The following is a 20839-nucleotide window of genomic DNA, read 5'->3' as shown; positions in this document are numbered from 1 at the left end:
CCGGCCGTTCTAGGGCCGAAGCCTTCGTATCGCCGCTGCCTCCGGCTGCGGAAGCCACCTGCGCAATCTGTCGCGCCAGGGCCGGGCCAGCCGTTTAAACACCCGGCCGGCGCTGATGACCGGCTTGTACGCTTTCCATTCGGTCAGCCGCAGGTAGTTGTAATACTCCTTCCTCAGCGGATGCGTGCAGTCATAGTGCCACGGCTTCACGCCGCCTGTATAATGCACGATCCCGTGAGGATGATGCTTGTCCCATCTGCCCTGGCTGACGCGATTGGTCTGCACGTTCCACTTCTCGGGCAATTCCAGCCAATCGCCGTCGAGCACCGCGTTCAGCGCATCCTGATCCAGATAGATCAGCCTCTCCGTGTTGCGGGAAATATACTCCATTGTCCTCGCGCCGATCGCTTGCTCTCTCCATTTGGCCAAATTTATCATATAAACGCCGGCGTTGAAGTACCTGTTCACGGACATGCCCAGATCTCCGCACCGATAGAGACCGCCCACATCTGTCACGGCGGCCACTGCCTTCCCCTGGAAATCGATCGCCCACATCTCGGCGATATCCCCGAGCACGACGGTATCGCTGTCCAGACATATCGCCTTATCGACCGATTCGGGCAACACATCGGCGGTAGCGAGGCGAACGAATGTCTCCCGGTTTACGTAGTTAAACAGGCAGAAATTCTCGTAGGCGGCCCCATCGATGAGAATAAAGCGAATATGCGCCCCATAAGGGGAGACGGAGGCCGACAGCTTGTCTTGGTTGGCTTCGGTAAGCCCCGTGCTCAGCACATAAATCCGGATCTCAGACCCGGATTTATGGTTGGCAAGCATGGATACCAGCGTCACGGCCAGATGCTGCGCGTAATGGTTATCGGCGAGAGAAACCACATGGATACAACCGTCGTCGAGCGCCCTGTTCATAGCGAGCCCCTCCTTAGGAAAGCACGCGGCTATATTGAACCCGCACTTCCTGCTCAATCCACGCATACGTCCGCTTTAATCCTTCTTCGAGCGTAATCCGCGGCTGCCAGCGCAGAATCTCGTACAGCCGCGTATTATCGGAGTTTCTTCCCCGCACGCCTTGAGGACCGTCGATATGCTCGATCTCAATCTCATATTCCGCCAGACGCGAGACGACCGAGACCAGCTCGTTGATCGAGATCAGCCGGTCCTGCCCGATATTCAGCGGGTGCGGGTAGTCGGACTGCATCAAAGCGTAAATCGCCTCCACGCAATCGTCCACATAGCAGAACGAACGCGTCTGTTCGCCGTCCCCCCATACCTGAATCGACCTTTCGCCATGAAGCTTGGCTAGCGCGACCTTGCGGCAGATCGCGGCGGGCGCCTTCTCCCGTCCCCCGTCCCAGGTGCCCAATGGACCGAAAATATTATGGAATCGGGCAATGCGCGTCTCGATCCCGTAATCCTCGCGATAATGCTCGCACAGCCGTTCCGACACCAGCTTCTCCCAGCCGTAGGCGTCCTGCGGCATGGCCGGGTAGGCATCCTCCTCCTTTAATGGCTTTACGTTCGCATCGGTCTGGAGGTATTCGGGATAGATGCAAGCGGACGACGTATAGAGATAACGGGCGGCGCCGTTCTGCCTGGCTGCTTCCAGCGTATGAAAATTGATCAGCGCATTGTTGTACAAAATCTCGGCATGGTGCGTCGTGATGTATCCCATGCCGCCCATATCGGCCGCCAGCGCATACACCTGCTCCATGCCGGAGGTCGCCAGCAGACAATTGTCCCATACGCGCAGATCCATCACGAGAAACTCGTCCGCGCGGGATTCGGAATAGTCGGGCTTCTTGATATCCGCCCCTCTGACGTAATAGCCTTTGTCCTTCAGCAAACTCACCAGATGATTGCCGATGAAGCCGCCCGCTCCAGTTACCAGTACCGTTTTTTTCAATTCCATTCGCCTCCGTGAATATCGTTTTAGGACTTGCCGCCTTGGCTTGCGCCAATCAGCTTCGTCTTCATAATTCTTTGAATGTAGGACATCCCCTCGATGCTGCGGAATACCCCGAACATAATGACCAGCACGGGAACCAGCAGCAGCAGCGCCCACGGGAACGGGAGCACCGGCAGGAATACAATTGGGATGCAGGTCGCCATGCAGATTAACGGCATCCGGTAACGCAAGGTATAGCTGCTGCGGATCGAAGCGTGAATGACGATGTAGGCCGCCAACGCCAGCACCTCTGCAGCCGCATATCCATAGATGCCGAAGATAGGCAAAGCCGTGTAAGACGTCAGAATGAAGATACCGACGTACGCGAGATTGAACTTGGTGACAGCCCAATTCGCTCCACGCACGTAGAGCATGTTGATGGGCAGGCTGAAGATCGCGAACATGCTGTATTCAATCGCAATGAAAGGATAAATATGCAGCGCCGTCTCCAGATCGCCGCCGAAGAAGTAGGGCACGACCCAGTGGGCAAGCACGCCGAACCCCGTAAGAAGCGGAACGAGAGAGATGATCTGCAGCAGCATCGCTTCGTTCAAGGCGTTCTCCACTCGCTGCTTGTCGCTCTGGATTTTCGACAGCAGGGAGAAGGAGATGGTCTGTATCGCCCCGTTGACGAAGTTCAGCGCCTCGACGACCCGGATCGAGATGGATACGGCCGCCACAGCCTCCAGTCCGATGAATTTGCCGACCAGGAGCGGATTGACAAGCGTCCGCAGCTCCCAAATGCGCTTGGAGAGCGTGTTCCCGAAGCCGTACTTCAGCATCTTCCCGAGCATCTCGCGCGACCAGTACAGCCTCGGCCGATAACGGGAGAAGTAGAAGCTGATCGCTACGGCCATCAGACCTTGAAGCAGGTTGCCGATGACAAGCGCCCATATGCCGAACCCGAAGTATACGAGCGCCAATGAAACCGCATAGTAGATAATCTGGTTGTACAGCTCGTAGATGGCCACCTTGCGATATTCCAGCCCCCGCTCCAGCTTGGCGAGAGCCGGGAGCAAATAGGCTCCGTTCAACATGCCGAGCAGCGTGACCAGGAAAGGCAGTTGAATATGCTCGTTGTGCAGCCAGGATTTAAGCAGGAATGAAACTCCGACCCCCACCGCCATGGCGACGATAGAGGAGAGCAGCACGAACGTAAACGCCATATCGTATTGCTTCCGTTCTTCTTCCGCGTCCGTCTCCGCCTCGCTTCGGATCAAGTATGGATTGATCCCAAGCTTGCACAGCTCTCCCATGAAGGTAATAATTCCGGTAATCGATACGAACAAGCCGTAATTCTCGATCCCGATCGCGCGCATCAGCAGCAGCATCCCGCCGAAGCTGATTCCGAAGCCCAGCCCTCGTCTTAGAATGTAATACGTTCCCTCATGAATGACTTTGTTACGGAAGCTCATCTGCGCCACCTCACACCACCGCGCTTCCCCAAGTAAAAACAAGATTGATCGTGTCGGCGTTCAGAGATACGCCGCTCTGGATTTCAAGCACATACAATTCCGTGAACGCCTTGACCCCGTGCTTGGACTTGGGCGGAATCTGGCAGGTGAAGCCCTTCTGGATCTGCATCGTTTTGCCGTCCAAATACATTTCCCCCGTGCCGCTGACAACACTCCAGATTTCCGTTCGTTCAAAGTGGATTTCGATGTCCGTCTGCTTCCCTGCCTTGACGACCATCTGCCGGGTAAGAATCTCGAAGCCATCGGCATGCTTGGAGTAATCCAGCACCTTGCTTGTGCCCCAGGAATGCTCTTCGAACATCGGCCTTAGATCGTAGCTCAGCGTTTCCTTTAATCTGGGGCTGGCCGACTTGTCGGCTACCAGGATGCCGTCGGGGCTGACGACGACAACCGAATCGGGCACTCCCAGGATCGTAACGGGAATATTAAGCTCATTGATCAGATGAGTGTTGGTCGAATCCTCGCTGATCGTCCCCATGCCGATCTGGGACTCCGCCATCTCCTCCGTCAACGCGTTCCACGTCCCCAGATCCTTCCATGCCCCCGCATAAGGAAGCATAGCTATGCGCGGTTCCTTCTCCACGATCTCGTAATCGAAGCTGATTTTCCTTAACGAGTCGTATTGCCGCGACAGCTGGGCATAGTGAAGCGGAACATGCCTGTCCTGCATTCTCGCCAGCATGTAATGCAGTCTGAATGCAAATACACCGCAGTTCCAATAGGCGTGGCTCCGCGCGATTAACTGTTCGGCGATCGCGGTCGAAGGCTTCTCGTGGAACCCCTTCACTTTCATGTATTTTCCCGAACGGACAGCGGACTCGATCAGAATATAACCGTATTTCTCGGAAGGGCCTGTCGGCGATACGCCCATGAGCACCAGATTGGCCGGCATTTCGCTCAAGCCATCCTCCAGTTCCAGGAGCGCATGGAAGAAGTCGGCTTCCACGTATGCGTCCACGGGCAAGACGACGATCGTCTCATCGGGACTTGCGTCTTGAACAGAATGCAGATAGGCCGACGCCAGCGCAATCGCCGCGAAGGTGTCGCGCCGCTCCGGCTCAACGATGATCGGAACGTGCGCGCCGATCTGGTTCACAATCATGCCCGACTGATTGGCGCTTGTCGCGACGATGCAGCGATCGGCGAGTCCCACGCTTTGCAGTTGTCTCCACATTCGCTGCAGCATCGACTCGGGATGCCCCTCCGGATCCTGCAGCATTCTGAGAAATTGCTTCGATCGGGCCTCGTTGGACAGCGGCCACAGACGTTTGCCCGAACCTCCGGATAGGAGAATTAATCTCAAGCTCTTCACCTACTTTTCTATTTGGAAACCACAGCTCGTTCTAAGCCGACCTCGCCGATATGCGGCCTCATCCATGCCCGCTCCGGCAATCGCTGCTCGGGCAGCGGGAACAGCCTCTTATTAAAGAGCAGCCCCATGAAATAAAATGCGTACCACGACGATTGCGTAAAGATGAGATTGGACTGGGAGATGCCGGAAAGCAAATAAAAAGACAGCAGCAGCGCGATCGTCATCAATACGAAGTAATCGTTGCGCCGATCCCGGTATTGCCGGAGCAGGAGCCGAAGCTTATGAACGACCAGGCCGAGCATCAGCATGTACAGGAACAAACCGGCCAAGCCGCAAGAGATCATCACCTTGAGCCAGGCATTATGCGAATCGGCATGAAGCACGACGTCGAATTCGTGATCCTTCATCATCGAGTAGCCAAACAGAATATTCAGCAGCTCCCCCTCGAAGAAGCGATCGGTAATCGAGCCCCAGATTTCGCTTCTCCCTTGCGTATTGCTCGCGGAGAAAATCTGTTCGGAGTTCATATCGATGACGAGCGCATCCTCGGAAATGTACCGATTGACGTAGAACAGGTAGCCTCCAATAAATACAACCAGAGAGTAGAAGATGATTAAGTTTCTCTTGAAGCTGCTGAACTTCACGTCATGATAGCGAAAATACTCCACCACCAGCCCGATCAGAATGACGGCATAGACGATCAGCGTCATGCGGGAGTTGGCCATCAGAATAAGCTTCGGCGCGATAAGCAGGATGTAGACGGCGGCGATGCGCTTGATGAAGACGGAGGAGCCGAAGAAGAGAAAGCGTCTGAAGAAAATAATCGACAGAATCACCATGATCGCCAGATCCGTCTTGTAGTAATAAGGCCCGACGAAGGTGTGAACCGCCCCCCAATACTGATAGCCTTGTCCGATCGCCGCGAGGAAGATGACATAGAGCGTTGGAACGATGTAGGAAAGCGCGATGAGGCTGATGGTTTGGCTTACCCGTGCTGCAAATTGCGCCATAAAAAACAGCAGTATCGCCGAGATCACCTTTAGAAATATCGCGAATGTCAGCTCGTCCATCTGCGCCAGCAAAGAACGAAACATCAGGAAGGAGAGCAGCAGCAGCGCGAGGTTAACCTTAATGAGCTTGATCTGGAACAGACAAGCTAAGGAGAGGGCGAACACGCAGGCGATCAGCAGCGAATTCAAGGCCTTCATGCTCCATAGCAAGTCCGCCAACGGCTTTAACAGAAAAATCAGGTTGACCATCCGACGATCCCTTCCCGTATTAGGCTGATCAGGCTTCCAGCTTCCGGGTTTTCAGCTTGTTGCGACGGAAGGACAAGAAGTACCGATAGATGAATTTGCTGTTGTGGTACGCGTATCGCTTCCACAGCCGCCGGGGCTCCATCAGCAATCGGAACAGCCACTCCAGACCGAGGCGCTGCAGGAAAACGGGCGGCCGGGTAATGTTGCCGGCCAGATAATCGAATGCTGCGCCGACGCCCAGCATGACGCCCTGAATACGATGGCGATGCCGATTCATCCAGACCTCCTGCTTGGGACATCCCAGCGCAACGAACACAAGATCCGGGTCGGAGGCGTTAATGCCGTCGACGTAAGCCTGCTCCTCCTCTTCCGTAAGCGTTCGGAACGGAGGGGAGGCAGTCCCGACAATGCTTATTCCCGGGTATTCCCGCTCCAGCTTGCTCCGCAGCACGGACAACGTCTTGTCCGTGCAGCCATAGAGATAGATCCGATATCCCCGCTTGCTCGCACGGCGGCATAGCTCCTTTGTCAACGTCGTTCCATCCACGCGCTCTTGCCCCCGATAGCCGAGCGCTCTTAAAGCCCAGACCAGCGGCATGCCGTCCGGCGTGCATATGCCCGCTTGAGCCAACGCCCGCTTGAAGTCGTCTCTCTCGGTTGCGGTGACAAGGGAATGCGTCGTGCAGACGCAGACGTAATTGGGCGTTCCCTCGCCAATCCAGCGTTCAATCTCCGCCGCCGTGTCCCCGAGGCTTAACGCCGTAATCTCCGATTCCAGGACGTACCCTCCGGCCAACTGCACGCCCGCACGCTCCTCCGCTTCCTCAGGATTCGCCGCGGGCGGAAGAAGCTGCTCATAAATCTGGACAAGCCTGGAGGCATTTAACGTCTTGTCGAACCGGGTGCGATAGACGAATCTGACGTTGCGCTGCAGCAGCTCGTACACGCCTTCCTCTTCGGCTTTGCGAATAACGGCGGGCAACTGCGTCCGATCTCCGACCTCGTAGTGGAATCCGGTAACGCCATCCTCGACGATCTCCGCCAAGGAGCCGATGCAGTTGCACAGCACCGGCGTTCCGACCGAATACGCTTCGATGACCGTCATCGGAAATCCCTCGTAGCAGATGGAAGGAACGATCAGAAAGCGTGCTTCCCTCATATGCTGCATCACGACGGAGGAATCCTGATTGCCGAGAAATACGATGTTGGGCATATGTCGGGCTTGCCGCCTGAGGCGCAATTCGTCCGGCCCTTCGCCGATGACAATCAGCTGCTTGGAAGGGTCCATATCCCGCCAATTGTCGATAAGCGTATCCGCGCCCTTCTCCCGGGAGAGTCTGCCGACGTACAAGAAAAAAGCCTTCTTGGGCGCTTCCTCGCCCGAGGACTGCGTGAAATTCGCCTTAACCGCGATCTTGTCGGCAGGCAGGCCGTTTTGTACAAATTTATCTCTCGCAAATTCCGTCAGCACGATATATCGATCAACCTTTCTCTCCCAAGTGCGAATCCGGCGATTGACCGCCAGCATCGCCGCTACGACGGCGCTTTGCAGCCGGGATTCCCGATAACAGCCTTTCGTTACTGCGTGAAGCAAGGTTTGCTCGGCGCATTTCTCACACACCGCCCCATTCTGGAAGAAGGCTCCCGCCGGGCAGAGCAGGCGGTAATTGTGCAGCGTCTGCACGACCGGAATCCCGAGCTTCTTGGCCGCGTAATAAGCCGAAGGGGAAATCAACGGAAAGGTGTTGTGAAAATGGACGATATCCGGCTTATGCAGAGACAGAAATCGCTTCATCTCCCGATAGCTTCGCAGCGACCAGATCGTCCTCCAAGGAGCGAGCAGCTTGCCTCCTAACGACATGCGCTTGATTTCGTCATTATGCTTGCGATAAGGAATGACTTGATGGCCCATCGTCTTCAGCAGCTCGATCTCCTGGCCAACGACCTTGTCTTCTCCGCCTGCATGCTGATAATAGTTGTGAACGTGGGCGATTTTAATTGGCTGCATCTCTTCCCATCCTCATTTAACGGCTGCTAGATACGAGTCCACTTCCCGCTCGATCGTAATCTGTCTTGCATACTCCCGGCATTGCTCCCGAATCTCCCTCAGGCGGCTGGGATTGTCGATCAAGGCTTCCATGGCCGCGGCGATCTCGCACACAAGCGAAGGCTCATCCAAGCGATCGTCCACCACGACGCCCCCGGCTCCGGAAACCATCTCCGAAGCGCCGACCGCCCTCGTGACGATAGGGGCGAGGCCGTTCAGCATCGCCTCGTGAACGACTACTCCCCAGGGCTCCTTATGGCTGGTCAGCACGAAGATATCGGCCTTGCGGTATGCTTGCTGAATGTCTTCTCCAACAAGCCTCCCCAGGAAAACGACATGCGACTCCAGTCCGAGGCTGTCCGCAAGCCGTTGAAGAGTAGCCTTTTCCGGCCCGTCTCCGACAATCGTCAGCCGCCATTCACGGGAAGTTCCTTTGTCCTTCAGCATACTGGCGGCGCGAATTACTCGATCCACCCGCTTCAAATCTACAAGCCGACATACGGTAAGCAGCTCGATGACGCCTCCAGACGTCGTAGGAGGTGTCGACTCCTCGTAATAGCTGGCCTCCGGGGTCAGGTAGGAAACATAGGTCCGGCCTTTCATTCTCCCGGAGATCCCTTCGATGTGTCTTTTGGAGCTTTCGCTGCAGCAGATGCAAGCCGTCGACCGGGACAGGACAAATTTGCGGAAGAGCAGCCGAATCCACCGATAGTTCAATTTGTTGAAGAAATCGCGATTCTCATCCGTCATCGACACGAGCCTTACGGTTTTGCTTGAGAGCATCAGGTACAGGAACGTCTGAACGATAAATAACGGCGAGAAGTCCGATAGCACGACAACGTCCGGAGACCTCTTGAACAGCTGTCTGAGCAAATTCAGATGAATCGGCATCCTGCCCGTCTCCGTGCTCACGGATTGCCCGCCAAGCACGCTGTAGCGAACGCCGTCGCCCAGTTGGCTGGACCAGGTCTCTCCGTAAGACAGGGAATCGAACAGAATTCTCCCGTCGAAATCCCCGCTATTGCAGAAGGAATGATAGAGCTGATAACGGTAGGGGACGGGAACGTTCGTAATGAGCAAAATTTGCGGCTTAGGGTTCATGGATTCACCTTTTGAACGATTAGAATGCATGCTTGGAGCCCAGGAAGACCTTGAATGTTCTTGCGATAATAAGGACATCGTTTAATAGGCTTCTCTCGGCTATATATTGAAGATCGATTCGAACCATGTCCTCGAAGCTCGTGCTGCTTCTGCCGCTTACCTGCCATAGGCCGGTGCACCCCGGCGTCACAAGCAGCCGCTGCAGATCGTAGGGCGTATACAGCTTTACCTCTCTCGGAAGCGGCGGACGGGGACCGACCAGACTCATCTCCCCCTTGAGCACGTTCCAAAGCTGCGGCAGCTCGTCGATGCTCAGCCTGCGCAGCACCTTGCCGACGCGGGTCACCCGCGGATCGGCCTTCATTTTGAACATCGCGCCGCTGACTTCGTTTTGATCGAGAAGCGCGGGCAGCATGTCCTCCGCCCCCGTCTGCATGGATCTGAATTTGACCATGCGAAACGGCTTTCCGAGTTTGCCCACCCGGGTTTGAAAGAAGAATACGGGCCCCTTCGGGTTTTCTAATTTTATGAATATTGCGATAATTATAAACAAAAACAGCAAAGGAACGACCGCAAGCCCGATGCACGCAAGATCGATCATTCTTTTTCCGACGCGATACGCCAGACTTATCCGATCATGCTGGGCGACATATGCGGCCATTGGGCTCGAACGGCTTTCCAGAGGCAAATTCAGATCTTGCATGCTCATGCTCCTATCTGGCCGGAGTCCGGTATTCCGTCATCAGGCTCTCCATGGCTTTCATCAGCGGCAGCTGCAGTTGCTCGTTCCTAAGCGCGAATTCAAGCGTGGTGAGAATAAAGCCCAGCTTCTCTCCCACATCGTAGCGCGTTCCTTCGAATTGATAACCGAATACGCTCTCGATCTCCGCTAATCGCTGTATCGCATCCGTTAATTGAATTTCTCCTCCGGCGCCGGCCTGCGCGTGCTCCAGGAAGCGGAATACCTCAGGCGTGAGCACGTATCTGCCCATAATCGCCAGATTGGAAGGCGCGTTCTCCCGCTCCGGCTTCTCGACAAAGCCGGACGTTTCGTACAGATTGCCGCAACGGGCCCCGGGCACAATAATGCCGTAGCGGCTGACTTCCTCCGGAGGCACCGGCTGAATGCCGATGACGGAGCTTTGCTCCCGCTCGAATTGTTGAATCAGCTGCAGCAGACACGGGGTGTCGGATTTGACGATATCGTCTCCCAGAAGGACGGCGAAGGGTTCGTTCCCGATGAATTTGCGGGCGCACCATACCGCGTGACCCAGACCTCTGGGCTCCTTCTGCCGAATGTAATGAATGTCGACGATGTTCGTAGAGCGCTGCACCTCCTCCAGCAGCTGCAGCTTCTGCTTCTCCAGCAGCGCCTTCTCCAGCTCGAAGGCATTGTCGAAGTGATCCTCGATCGCCCGCTTGTTTTTCCCCGTGACGATGATAATGTCCTCGATCCCGGACGCTACGGCCTCCTCCACAATATATTGGATGGTAGGCTTGTCCACGATCGGCAGCATCTCCTTCGGCATGGCTTTGGTAGCGGGCAGAAACCGAGTGCCCAAGCCGGCTGCGGGAATAATCGCTTTTCTGACTTTGCTCATTACAAGACCTCCTCTTTCAATTGCATGCCCGTTAAGAGATAAAAAGGTAAGCTATCGCTTCCTAGCGACTCGCGATCTACGAAGCGATAGCTTGGCTTTTTATAGACGGGGCATTCAACCCCCCCTCACCTCACACCCTTGACGATCAACGTCTAAGGTGGCGCGCCACCCACGGCATGAGCGAGTGCCTACTTTGATAAAGGTAGAGTAGACATTACCTTAGCGCCGGAAAGCTCGCCATTTAATAGGAATAGACCTTGTCCTGCTTGGATTTCTTCTTGTTGTTCACGACTACGCCCAGCAGGTTGGCGCCCGAATGGCGCAGCTGGGCTACGGCTCTCTGCGCAAGCGCCCGCTTCACTTTGCCGTAATGAACGATATACAGCACGCCGTCGCACCGCTTCGAGAGCAATTGGGCATCTGATACAGCAAGAATCGGAGAAGAATCGATTAGAATGATGTCGTAGCGTGCCTTCAGCTCTTCCAGCAGCTCTTCGAACCTCGGGGAGCTGATTCCCCCGTAGGGATTCGGCAGCGGTGGACCGGCGGTGATAAGCGCGAGGTTGGGCACGAAGGTTTCGATAATCGCCTCTTCGATCTTGCACTGTCCCGTCAGCAAATAAGAGAGCCCTAATCTTGTAGAGGCCGAGAAGACCTGGTGCAGCGTCGGCCTGCGCAGATCGGCGTCGATCAGCAGCACCTTTTTGTCCGACTCGGCGTAGGCAATCGCCAGATTGCTGATCGTCGTCGACTTGCCTTCATTCGGAAGCGTGGACGTGACCAGCAAGGTGCGGATTTCCTGATTGCCCGAAGCGAAATAGAGGTTTGTTCGCAGCGTCCTATAGGCTTCGGCGACCTGCGGATTCGAGCTGTTGCCTTGCGTGACGAGCCTGTATTTATCGATGGATGCCGACATGAATGCTCTCCCCTACTCTTTTCTTTTTGGAACCCTCGGTATTTTTCTGTACCCGCGCCTTTCGGATCCGGGTCACGTTGGCGAGCGTCGGCAAGCCCAGATAAAGCTCGACGTCCTCCTCCGTCTTGATCGAGTCGTCCAGAAATTCCAGCAGGAATACGAGACCAAGCGCCAGAAACAGCGACAATCCGAACGCGATGAGCGACTTCATCAGCATGCCGTAGGAAACGGGATGGCTGTGGTCGGACTTCTTGGCTTCGCTGAGAATCGTAATGTTGTTCACGCTCATGATCTGGGGGACTTCCTGCTTGAACACCTCCGCAACGGCGTTGACGATCATCACCGCTTGATCCAGAGAAGGGTCCTGTATCGAGATGCTCATTACCTGAGAGCCCTTGGAGGATTCTACCCTCACGCTTTCGCTCAGCTTGGCGGCGTCCATGCGAATATCGGGATATTGCTGTACGACCTTCTCCATAATTGCCGGAGTAGCGATAATTTCCTTGTACGTCTCGATGAGCATAATATTCGAATTGATTTCGTTCATATCCGGTCTGGCGGTCATGGAGTTCTGGCCGGAATTGGTCACGATCAGCTTGGAGTTCGCCTCGTAAATCGCATTGGGAAAATAATAGTCGTAGGTCGCGGTAGCCCCGCAGGCAAGCGCGACAATCGCTGCAATCAGCCACCACCGTCTCCGAACAACCTTGAAATAATCCTTCATATTAAGCTCCATATGCAACCCCCAAGTCTGCGAGATACCGCTTTACTGTTACAATTTGTATCTTCATATACGCAATATATGATACAATTAGTATCATGTCAAGCTTATTTTTTACATTCGCATCCAGATCGAAAGAGTAAAAGCAGGCGCCTGTTTTCGCGAGCCGGAAGTCCATTTTTGACAACCGTGTCACCGAATCGGCCAAGCCAGCATTTAATACAACACATAAATAGCAAGTAAAAACGGCTTCGCCATCCTTAGGTACGGCGGCAGACGTTTTGTATCGAGCTATCAGATGGGATAAGAAGTCCAAATGGTATACTTTCTGATATGGGAACAAAGGGAGGATAGTGCTGATGCCCATCAACGTAATGAACTTCGGTGCCAAAGGCGACGGCAAGGCGGATGATACAGCGGCCATTCAAGCGGCCATAGACAGCGTCGGCGGAGAGACGATCTTCTTTCCAGTAGGTCTGTACAAAATCTCCAAGCCGATCCGCATCAAGCGTGGAATTACCCTTAAGGGCGCGACCACCTTCGACGATACCGTCAAAAACGCTTCCAAAATTATTTTGGCCGATCGCGCCAACTGCTCCATGGTTCAAACTCCGGCAGCCTACGGCAAAGAATCGACGCATTACATGGCCATCGAGAACCTCATCTTCGACGGCAACAAGCTGAATCAGACCGTTGAGAACCCGGCCATCATGTTCTGGGGAGCCTGGGTGGGCTCATGGATTCGGGATACGGCGATCTTCAACAGCTTTGGACCGGCTCTCTCGTTCAACAAGGGCGCGGACCTTGTCGTATCGAACGTCTGGATCAACGGAACGGATACCAAGGATTATGCCGTAGAATTCAACCGGGGCATAAGCTCCAGCGCGCGCGAAGGCCTTGTCAACATCCACGACCTGTACATTGAGCGGACATCCAATGGGACCAAGCCCAAGGACAGCACTACCCCCTCCTCCTATGGCAAAGGCATATGGGCCAACTCGCTGGTGACCTTGAACATCACCTCGGTCCATTTCGAGCATAGTCTGATCGGAATCGACGTCCAGAGCTGCATGACCGTGGAGCTCGGTCTCGTATCCACCTCATATTGCGGAGACTCCGCCAGAGAATCGGCTTTGCTGCGCTTTCTGAATGTCGACACCCGCGTATTGAAGTGCTCGACCGCCGTGGCGATATCCCCTTCCTCGAACTTCAATATGGTCATGCCGACAAAGGGCGTCTCCTCCAACGAGCTGCCCACGATCCCCTGCGGCAACGGCTTCATGGCCAACTACGCTTACTGTCAATACGGTTGGTCAGACTACTATCTCCCGCAGAACAGCAAGGTGCTCAATCAGCTCAGGCTCGTGAAGAACGGCGGTTGGGATCGGCAAATTCTGGCCATTCAGACGGAGGCGGCGAACGCTTCGCAATATCATTTCGTCAAGGGCATCCAGGACAGTCTGCAGATCGGCTCCAACTTCGGGAAGACGGCCGAGAAAAGCTTCCTGACGATGTTCAGCGGCGGAACGAACGAAGCTGCAGACTGCGTTCGGGTGGACGCCCCCTTGTATTTGCAGGACAGGGGCGATGCCAGCGTCGTTACGAACGGCTCGGTTTTCCTGCTTAAAGGCAACCCGGTGTTCTCCAGGGGCAACAACGTTTACAACGGAATGGTGACGGTGCGGACCGGCTCCGGCGCGCCGACGGCCAACGCCGACTATATCGGACAGGATTATATCGATATCAAGAACAGAGTCGCCTATAAAGCCGTTAATGCGGGCACCGGCTCGAAAGACTGGAAGCAAACGACGTAAGCCGCTTAAAGCGCAAACAGGCCCCCTTGGGACGGAGGCCTGTTGCTGCGTTTGCAGAGAGGATGAGTACGGCAGCCTTACTTGCATCTCATAAAATAGAACCATACGAACTTCAGACCGACCAGCCTTCGGATCGACCTAAGGAGCACGCCGTTTCCCGGTAGCCGTCTTGGCCTTGCCCTCATGGACAAATCCGCACGGCGGCTGAGCCCCTCTCGGACGGTCACGATCGGAACGCCGATGGCTTGAACGTACCGGATCGTCTCGCGCAAATGGCGCTGCTGCTCCCCGTCATGAGACCGCTCCGCGGGGTGCAGCATAAAGATGAGCCAGGCTCGCGCTCGAACCGCTTCATCCACCCTGGCCTTGTAGTAAGCGATTCGGTTTGTCGCGAGCGGCAGCCGGGAATCGAAATAGGAGCCGAGAGCGACTCGCTGCAGGCGATAACGATCCGCCCTGCCGGTATTCCCTCCGCCGCCGACCTCGATTCCCGCATCGTAATACCTGCCGGCTATGCTTCGCACTCTCGCGTTGTTGCGTCCATAGGGGTATACGATGGCTTGAGCTCCGAACCCCAGTGCCCGCAGCTCCTCTTGCGAGCCGCGACACTCTTCCTCCATCCGCGCTTCGGACAGCTCGGTCAGATTGACATGCTCCCGAGCGTGGGAGGCTACCTCCCAGCCAAGCTCGTCCTGGAGATAGGCGATCTGCTCCTTGCCCATATACCCCGCTTGTCCCACCTGCCTGCTCGTAATCGCCACTACGCAGGGCACGCCGGCCTGTCTGAACAACGGCATAAGCTTGGTCCAATCCTCCTGCGCTCCATCATCGCTGACAAACGTAACCATGGCCTCCATGCTTCCTTCCCCTCTCTATAGGACGGCTGACAAATACGAGGCGACCTCTTGCGCAATCGTAATATTGCCGGCATATTTCAGACACTCGCGCTGCATTCGCTTCATCTTCTCCGGATTGGATAGCAGGCTCTGCAGCGTTGACGCTATGGCTCCCACGATTGCGGATTCTTCCCCGCTGTCGTCAATAACGATTCCTCCGCCTTTAAGGACAAGCTCCGAGGAGCCGACCGCCTTCGTAACGACCGGAACAAGGCCGTTGAGCATCGCCTCATGGACGACGACTCCCCATACCTCCTGATCGCTGGTCAGCAGGAAAATATTCGCGTCCCGATAAGCCTGATGAACCTTCTCGCCGACCAGGCGGCCTTGGAAGAGAACCTTCTCCTCCAATCCAAATCTTCGAACCATTTCCTTCAAACGCGGCTCTTCCGGCCCGTCTCCTACAATCGTCAACCGCCAATTCGGCACGTCCTTGCTCTCATCGAGAATTTTCGCGGCCTGGATAAGCCGATCCACTCTCTTCAACTCGACAAGGCGGCATACCGTCAGCAGATTTATCTGGACCGGCTGGAGCTCCTTCGCTGCCGGCTTCTCGTAATAGCAGGATTCCGGCGTTAAATAAGAGACGATCGTCCTTCCTTTCATGCGTTGAGTCAGCGCCTCGATATGCTCCCGGGAGCTTTCGCTGCAGCAGATGCATTTGTCGACAAAACGGAGCGTCAGCTTGCGAAACAGCAGCCGAGCCCGCTTCCAGGACAGCCGATCGAAGAATGCCCTGTTCTCATCCGTCATGGAAATCAGATTGACTCTGTGCCGTGTCACAAGCATATAGAGCAGCGTCTGCAGCACCAGCAGCGGAGAAAACTCCGACAGAATAATGACCGTTGGAGACTTCCTCCAGAGCTGTCGGAAGAGCTTGAGCGACAAGGGAGTTTTCCCTGTCTCTCCGCTGAGCGATTGTCCTCCGTATATTTCGTAATTCACCTTATCGTCCATGGAAGTCGCCCAAGTCTCGCCATAGGACAGAGAATCGAACAAAATCCAGCCTTCGAAATCATTGCTGCTGCAGAACGATTGGTACAACTGGTAGCGATAAGGCACGGGGATGTTGGTAATGTATACGATAACCGGCTTCTTCATGGAGCCCCCTCTTTCTCCGGCAATGTCTAACGATTTCTTCGCAGAAACCCGATCGGCCCTCTTCTTGTTTCCGCCGGGACGACTGTCTCGCTGCAATGAAGCATCTCTCCCTGCAGCAGCCTCCGGGCATTGTCCTGCAGCATGCCGACCAGAGGCTGGCCAAGCATGGAATCCAGCGTCTCATAAGCCTTCTGCAGCCTGAGCGGTCTTGCATCCGTATCGTGAGCGTCGGAGGCCAGCAGATGAATCCAGCCGTTATGCGCCATTCGGAACGCCGCCTTCCTCGCCTCCCGTCCATACAGGCCGTTGATCGAAGGTGCCGTGAGCTGAAAGTAAGCGCCGGCAACGATCCATTCGTACATGTTGCCGGGCTCCTGTACAAACGGAAGGTGTCTCTCCGGATGGGCGATTACGGGTTGGTACCCTGAATTCCGAAGAGCTTGAACAAAATCGCGCCAATGTCTGGGAGTCGACTTCGAAGGCAGCTCGATCAGCACGTAGCCGCTCGAATTCAACGGCTGAAGCGCCTGAAAATCGGGGCCTTTCCGAGCATTCGCGCTATAGTGGTATTCTTGCCCCGCCCATACGGCCAAGGGCACCTTCTCCGCGCTGAGCAGCGTGTTCATGCGACCGACCATCGAAGCGATCTTATCCGTTCTGTTATAGTAACGGCCCTTGCCGTGATGCGGAGTGGCAATGACATCCGTGATGCCCTCGCTAACGGCTTCCTTGGCCATCTCCAGCGCTTGATTCCAGTCGGTCGGGCCGTCATCGCACATCGGAAGAATGTGACAATGCGTATCGATCATAGAAAAACTCCCCTGAAAATGCACAGATTGTATCGCTCACACTCTAATTTAGATACATATTGTATCATTGTCAAGCCCAAAAATACGCTTATTTGCTCATTAAAATGGCAAAAGCCACCCGAGAGGGTGGCTTGCTTGACATCGGCAAATCAGGCTGTAATATCACGCTTCCGGAACACCAGCCAAGAAACGGCGACGAAGAGCACGAAGTACGCGAGCAGTATCGACAAGGAGAAGCCCAGCGTCGTCGGATGGTTCGGAATCGATCCCGCTTTGCCTTCAATGTACGGGGTCAGATCGAGGTGCATGAACAGCACGTATTTCACCCATGCCTTGTTCGCCATAGCGAACAGACTCGTGATCAGATTCCCCGCGAACAGCAGGGAGATCGACAAACCGATCGCCAGCCCTCCGCTGCGAAACGCCGAGGACATCATGAACCCGAATGTCACGATCAGAATCAGGCTGATGAACTGGAACAGGTAATACTGGAACACATACTCCCAGTTCGACATCCCGGCTATAATGGCGGTGTCCGAATTATAGCCGAATACCAGCAGATTGGCGAGCAGCGTAACCAGAAAGGCGACCACCGTGAAGAACAAGGCGAACAGAAGCGTGGACAGAAACTTGGACAGCAGGATCATGGATCGGCTCCAGGGTCGAATAAGCAGCAGCTTGATTGTCCCCCAAGTGAACTCTCCGGCTACAATGTCCGCCGCCACGACCACCGTGAAGATTGTAATCAAGGAGAACAGCACCATTGATTCGATCATCATCATGCTCCAATTGGACATGTTGTCTCCGCCTCCGAGGTAGAAGCCGATGGAAATCAAGGGAGGCAGCAGCACGATAAATCCGAGCATGATCCATGTGCGCAAGCGACGGTATATTTTCATGTTTTCATTCAGAATCAGGTTCATAAAGTTAACCAATGGTCTCACTCCTCGTCATCTCGAGGAATTGGTCTTCCAACGACTTCGTCTTCGTACGAATTCCGTAGACCTGAATTCCAGCTTCCACGAGCCTTCGGTTAATGGCGGCTACCGCATTGCGATCGGCGGACAGCAGAAGCAAGCCGTCGACAATCCGTCCCTCGCCTTGTCCTTCAAGAATGCCAAGCGCCGCATCCGGATGATCGACCTCGAACTGAACCTCCGTCAGCTGCGGATTTCCGACCTCGCCTTCGGCGCGATCGCCTCTTATGGAGCGAACATCGATGATCTGACCCTTCTGGAGAATGGCGACCCTGTCGCACATCAGCTCCATCTCGGATAACAAGTGCGAAGATACGAGGACAGCCGTTCCTTCGTCCTGAGCCAATCTTCGCAAATAATCTCTTAACTCGCGAATGCCTGCCGGGTCCAGGCCGTTCGTCGGCTCGTCCAATACGAGCAGCTTCGGCTTGTGCATAATCGCCTGCGCCACGCCGAGCCGCTGCCTCATCCCAAGAGAATACCTCTTCACCTTGTCATGGATGCGACCCTGCAGTCCGACCAGCTCGACCACTTCCTGAATTCTTTCCTTGGTGACGGAAGGGTTCATCCGGGCATAATGCAGAAGATTCTGATATCCGGTCAGAAACTTGTACATCTCCGGGTTTTCCACAATCGCGCCTACTTGGACGATCGCTTCGGGAAATGCCGTTTTGATGCTATGGTTCGCGATGTGAATGTCCCCTGAGGTCAAACCCATCAAGCCGACGATCATACGAATCGTCGTCGTTTTGCCGGAGCCGTTCGGACCCAAGAAGCCGAATACTTCGCCCGGGTGTACTTCGAAAGACACACGGTCGATAATCGTCCGCTTGCCGATGACCTTCGTCACGTTGTGCAAACGGGCGACTGGGGCCTGTGACATAACCATACCTCCGCCTGTTGAATTTGTTCAGGTTAATTATACCAACAATCGCTTCGAATGCCGAATCCCTGAACAAATTTAAGGAATCCTTAACCCGAGCGTTCCAAATGCTTGCAGTTCACACAGCAGCCCAGCCGATACTGGGCGCGGTAATACCCTGTGCGAAACAGAAGGCAAGCCTGCTCGATCGTCTTGAGGCGTTCGCATTTCAAACAATAAAACAATGGGTAATGTTCCATCCTTCTCCCCCCGCATACATGATGGCGCTTATCGGATTTTATTCCGCATCCAGACATTTCAGGATAGCCGATTGAATTCTGCGCCGCTCCTCCGCCGTAACCATGTAGTAATAGATGCCGTCAATCATCTTGCCCTGCCCTTGAAGGTAGAGGGTGTCTACGTGCTGGATGGCAGGACGGTAATCCATGACCAGATTGGCCATATTACCCGCCGTCAGATTCGTACGAACGAATTCGGACAGGTGCGACAGCAGCTTGGGCAGCTTCGAGAGCGTACCCACGTCAGCTACCCGATCGATCGCATCCGTCACAATTTGCCGCTGGCGCTGCGTTCGGCCGAAGTCCCCTTGCGGGTCCGTTTTGCGCATGCGGCTGTAAGCCAGCGCCGCTTCGCCATCCAAATGCTGCACCCCTTGGGGAAAGGAACGGCCTTCATAATCGAAGGCGCGAGGGTTGTCCACCTCTACTCCCCCGACCGTATCGACGATATTCACAAGCCCTTCCATGTTCGTCTTCATATAATAGGCGACCGGCACGCCGAATAGGCGTTCGACGGCTTCAACGGACAACGGAGTCCCTCCGAAGGCATAGGCGTGATTAATCTTGTCGTACTTCCCGGAGTTCGGCATCCTTACCCGGGTGTCCCGGGGAATCGATAGCGCAACGGCTTTACCGCTTCTGGGCTGCACCGTCAGCAAAATCATCGTATCGCTTCTCCCCCGATCCCACGGCCGCTCATCCACTCCCAGCAGCAGCAGAGTAAACGGCTCCTTGTCCGACAGCTTCGGATTTCTTAATCGCTCTACGTCGGCAACGCTGATGACGACAGGCTCGGACGGGCGCTCATCCGTTACAGATACGGGAACGACGGGCGAAAGCGGCTTCTCCTCCTTCTCTTCGCGCCGTTCGTTTTCGCTTGAAGACTCCTTCTGCGACAACGACGTGGGGGAGAGACTCTCCTCTTCCCCCTCGAAATTCGGATTCTCCCATTTTACCGAAGGCAGAGGCTCATACATCTCATGCATCGTTCTTTGTACGGAGAACCAGAAGTATCCCCCTGCCGCAAGAGTAAGGAGGAGCAACGTTCCTAAAGAATAAAGCAACACTCTAATGGCGCTTGCCCGCTTCAATCTCGAATTCCCCTTTCTCGACTACGGTTCAACTTGATTTCAGGACGTCACATCCAGGCGCTCGAAGCCCCGGTCATCACGTCGGTCCATCACTTTCTTGTAAAGCCTGTGAATCGAAGGGCTGGCGACCAGCGCCAGCCGCATGTATTCATGGAATCGGTATTGGAAAGCTTGACGCTCCAGCCCGGTCATCACCCACCGTCCTCCATAGATGAGCAGTCCATCCTCATGACCGCAATGCAGCACGATAAATCCCGGCTTTGCCGTATAGTGCCCGAGCTGCAGCACGACTTGCCACTCGACGTCATTCCGTATCGGCAATCTGAGATGAGTAGCGAAGCTGCAGCCTCCCAAGCTGATGTCTCTTAGGAGCACGCGCTGTGAATGGCTTCTCAGCTCCTTGCCCTGGACCTGATACAATGAAAGCTCCACGAAGAACGGCGTCTGGAGCTTAAAGCGAATATGGGCACGCCTGTTCAACGCAATCTCCTCGTCCATCGCTTCACCAAGCCTCAATATAGATACACTTCGTAGCATTGTTCACCTTTAATTTACGATACATATCGTATCTAGTCAAGATAAAAATATAATATCA

General features: G+C 54.9%; 19 protein-coding genes. 1 reads left to right on the top strand and 18 read right to left on the bottom strand.

From position 1 onward, the window contains the following. Window positions 1–9: 9 nt before the first annotated feature. From ACFO1S_RS02960 to ACFO1S_RS02910, 11 genes are all read right to left on the bottom strand, one after another. Entirely contained in the window at window positions 10–927 is a 918-nt protein-coding gene (locus ACFO1S_RS02960; protein ID WP_204600732.1) for a glycosyltransferase family 8 protein, read from the bottom strand. Window positions 928–940: 13 nt separating this feature from the next. Next, window positions 941–1921 (bottom strand): NAD-dependent epimerase/dehydratase family protein, encoded by a 981-nt coding sequence (locus tag ACFO1S_RS02955; RefSeq protein WP_204600733.1) that lies wholly within the window; start codon window positions 1919–1921, stop codon window positions 941–943. A 26-nt stretch (window positions 1922–1947) separates the two neighbouring features. Further along, window positions 1948–3378, bottom strand: coding sequence for an oligosaccharide flippase family protein (locus ACFO1S_RS02950; protein WP_204600734.1), 1431 nt, complete (start codon window positions 3376–3378; stop codon window positions 1948–1950). 10 nt (window positions 3379–3388) lie between these two features. After that, window positions 3389–4741 (bottom strand): sugar phosphate nucleotidyltransferase, encoded by a 1353-nt coding sequence (locus tag ACFO1S_RS02945; RefSeq protein ID WP_204600735.1) that lies wholly within the window; start codon window positions 4739–4741, stop codon window positions 3389–3391. 17 nt (window positions 4742–4758) lie between these two features. Continuing rightward, entirely contained in the window at window positions 4759–6009 is a 1251-nt protein-coding gene (locus ACFO1S_RS02940) for a hypothetical protein (protein ID WP_204600736.1), read from the bottom strand. A 28-nt stretch (window positions 6010–6037) separates the two neighbouring features. Further along, window positions 6038–8017, bottom strand: coding sequence for a WecB/TagA/CpsF family glycosyltransferase (locus ACFO1S_RS02935; RefSeq protein WP_204600737.1), 1980 nt, complete (start codon window positions 8015–8017; stop codon window positions 6038–6040). Between the two features lie 12 nt (window positions 8018–8029). After that, entirely contained in the window at window positions 8030–9157 is a 1128-nt protein-coding gene (locus tag ACFO1S_RS02930) for a glycosyltransferase family 4 protein (protein WP_204600738.1), read from the bottom strand. Between the two features lie 19 nt (window positions 9158–9176). Beyond that, complete coding sequence (locus ACFO1S_RS02925; protein WP_204601046.1) at window positions 9177–9818, bottom strand: sugar transferase; 642 nt, start codon at window positions 9816–9818, stop codon at window positions 9177–9179. Between the two features lie 52 nt (window positions 9819–9870). Beyond that, complete coding sequence (gene galU / locus ACFO1S_RS02920; RefSeq protein WP_204600739.1) at window positions 9871–10758, bottom strand: UTP--glucose-1-phosphate uridylyltransferase GalU; 888 nt, start codon at window positions 10756–10758, stop codon at window positions 9871–9873. Window positions 10759–10999: 241 nt separating this feature from the next. Beyond that, the gene (locus ACFO1S_RS02915) at window positions 11000–11674 is read right to left on the bottom strand and encodes a CpsD/CapB family tyrosine-protein kinase (RefSeq protein ID WP_204600740.1); all 675 of its coding nucleotides are present in this window, start codon (window positions 11672–11674) and stop codon (window positions 11000–11002) included. Next, window positions 11655–12410 carry a YveK family protein gene (locus tag ACFO1S_RS02910; RefSeq protein WP_204600741.1) on the bottom strand — a complete coding sequence of 252 codons (756 nt, stop codon included), beginning with the start codon at window positions 12408–12410 and terminating at the stop codon, window positions 11655–11657. The genes ACFO1S_RS02915 and ACFO1S_RS02910 overlap by 20 nt, the downstream gene beginning before the upstream one ends. Before the next feature lie 344 nt (window positions 12411–12754). On the opposite strand from ACFO1S_RS02910, the gene ACFO1S_RS02905 reads away from it, so the two are divergent. Then, a complete protein-coding gene (locus ACFO1S_RS02905; protein WP_204600742.1) occupies window positions 12755–14209 on the top strand; it encodes a glycosyl hydrolase family 28-related protein in 1455 nt (484 codons plus the stop codon). A 77-nt stretch (window positions 14210–14286) separates the two neighbouring features. Here ACFO1S_RS02905 and ACFO1S_RS02900 read toward each other — a convergent pair whose 3' ends face one another. From ACFO1S_RS02900 to ACFO1S_RS02870, 7 genes are all read right to left on the bottom strand, one after another. Continuing rightward, the gene (locus ACFO1S_RS02900; RefSeq protein WP_204600743.1) at window positions 14287–15066 is read right to left on the bottom strand and encodes a polysaccharide deacetylase family protein; all 780 of its coding nucleotides are present in this window, start codon (window positions 15064–15066) and stop codon (window positions 14287–14289) included. Between the two features lie 15 nt (window positions 15067–15081). Beyond that, window positions 15082–16206 carry a glycosyltransferase family 4 protein gene (locus ACFO1S_RS02895; RefSeq protein WP_204600744.1) on the bottom strand — a complete coding sequence of 375 codons (1125 nt, stop codon included), beginning with the start codon at window positions 16204–16206 and terminating at the stop codon, window positions 15082–15084. A 26-nt stretch (window positions 16207–16232) separates the two neighbouring features. After that, window positions 16233–17015: a tyrosine-protein phosphatase gene (locus ACFO1S_RS02890; protein WP_204600745.1), complete on the bottom strand. Its 783-nt coding sequence runs from the start codon at window positions 17013–17015 to the stop codon at window positions 16233–16235. Between the two features lie 149 nt (window positions 17016–17164). Continuing rightward, on the bottom strand, window positions 17165–17959 hold the full coding sequence (locus tag ACFO1S_RS02885; protein WP_378126208.1) for an ABC transporter permease: 795 nt from the start codon (window positions 17957–17959) through the stop codon (window positions 17165–17167). Beyond that, window positions 17943–18875 carry an ABC transporter ATP-binding protein gene (locus ACFO1S_RS02880; protein WP_204600747.1) on the bottom strand — a complete coding sequence of 311 codons (933 nt, stop codon included), beginning with the start codon at window positions 18873–18875 and terminating at the stop codon, window positions 17943–17945. The genes ACFO1S_RS02885 and ACFO1S_RS02880 overlap by 17 nt, the downstream gene beginning before the upstream one ends. Before the next feature lie 277 nt (window positions 18876–19152). Beyond that, window positions 19153–20244: an LCP family glycopolymer transferase gene (locus ACFO1S_RS02875; protein WP_204600748.1), complete on the bottom strand. Its 1092-nt coding sequence runs from the start codon at window positions 20242–20244 to the stop codon at window positions 19153–19155. 39 nt (window positions 20245–20283) lie between these two features. Beyond that, window positions 20284–20724 carry a hypothetical protein gene (locus ACFO1S_RS02870; protein WP_378126207.1) on the bottom strand — a complete coding sequence of 147 codons (441 nt, stop codon included), beginning with the start codon at window positions 20722–20724 and terminating at the stop codon, window positions 20284–20286. Window positions 20725–20839: the final 115 nt, after the last annotated feature.

This window comes from Cohnella boryungensis (assembly GCF_042651945.1).
Lineage (GTDB): Bacteria > Bacillota > Bacilli > Paenibacillales > Paenibacillaceae > Cohnella > Cohnella boryungensis.
This window is presented reverse-complemented; position numbering and strand designations above follow the sequence as displayed.

Coding starts and splice junctions, on each gene's coding strand:
- ACFO1S_RS02960 (WP_204600732.1), bottom strand. CDS start 927: ATGAACAGGGCGCTCGACGACGGTTGTATCCATGTGGTTTCTCTCGCC.
- ACFO1S_RS02950 (WP_204600734.1), bottom strand. CDS start 3,378: ATGAGCTTCCGTAACAAAGTCATTCATGAGGGAACGTATTACATTCTA.
- ACFO1S_RS02940 (WP_204600736.1), bottom strand. CDS start 6,009: ATGGTCAACCTGATTTTTCTGTTAAAGCCGTTGGCGGACTTGCTATGG.
- ACFO1S_RS02935 (WP_204600737.1), bottom strand. CDS start 8,017: ATGCAGCCAATTAAAATCGCCCACGTTCACAACTATTATCAGCATGCA.
- ACFO1S_RS02930 (WP_204600738.1), bottom strand. CDS start 9,157: ATGAACCCTAAGCCGCAAATTTTGCTCATTACGAACGTTCCCGTCCCC.
- ACFO1S_RS02925 (WP_204601046.1), bottom strand. CDS start 9,818: ATGGCCGCATATGTCGCCCAGCATGATCGGATAAGTCTGGCGTATCGC.
- galU (WP_204600739.1), bottom strand. CDS start 10,758: ATGAGCAAAGTCAGAAAAGCGATTATTCCCGCAGCCGGCTTGGGCACT.
- ACFO1S_RS02915 (WP_204600740.1), bottom strand. CDS start 11,674: ATGTCGGCATCCATCGATAAATACAGGCTCGTCACGCAAGGCAACAGC.
- ACFO1S_RS02910 (WP_204600741.1), bottom strand. CDS start 12,410: ATGGAGCTTAATATGAAGGATTATTTCAAGGTTGTTCGGAGACGGTGG.
- ACFO1S_RS02905 (WP_204600742.1), top strand. CDS start 12,755: ATGCCCATCAACGTAATGAACTTCGGTGCCAAAGGCGACGGCAAGGCG.
- ACFO1S_RS02900 (WP_204600743.1), bottom strand. CDS start 15,066: ATGGAGGCCATGGTTACGTTTGTCAGCGATGATGGAGCGCAGGAGGAT.
- ACFO1S_RS02895 (WP_204600744.1), bottom strand. CDS start 16,206: ATGAAGAAGCCGGTTATCGTATACATTACCAACATCCCCGTGCCTTAT.
- ACFO1S_RS02890 (WP_204600745.1), bottom strand. CDS start 17,015: ATGATCGATACGCATTGTCACATTCTTCCGATGTGCGATGACGGCCCG.
- ACFO1S_RS02880 (WP_204600747.1), bottom strand. CDS start 18,875: ATGTCACAGGCCCCAGTCGCCCGTTTGCACAACGTGACGAAGGTCATC.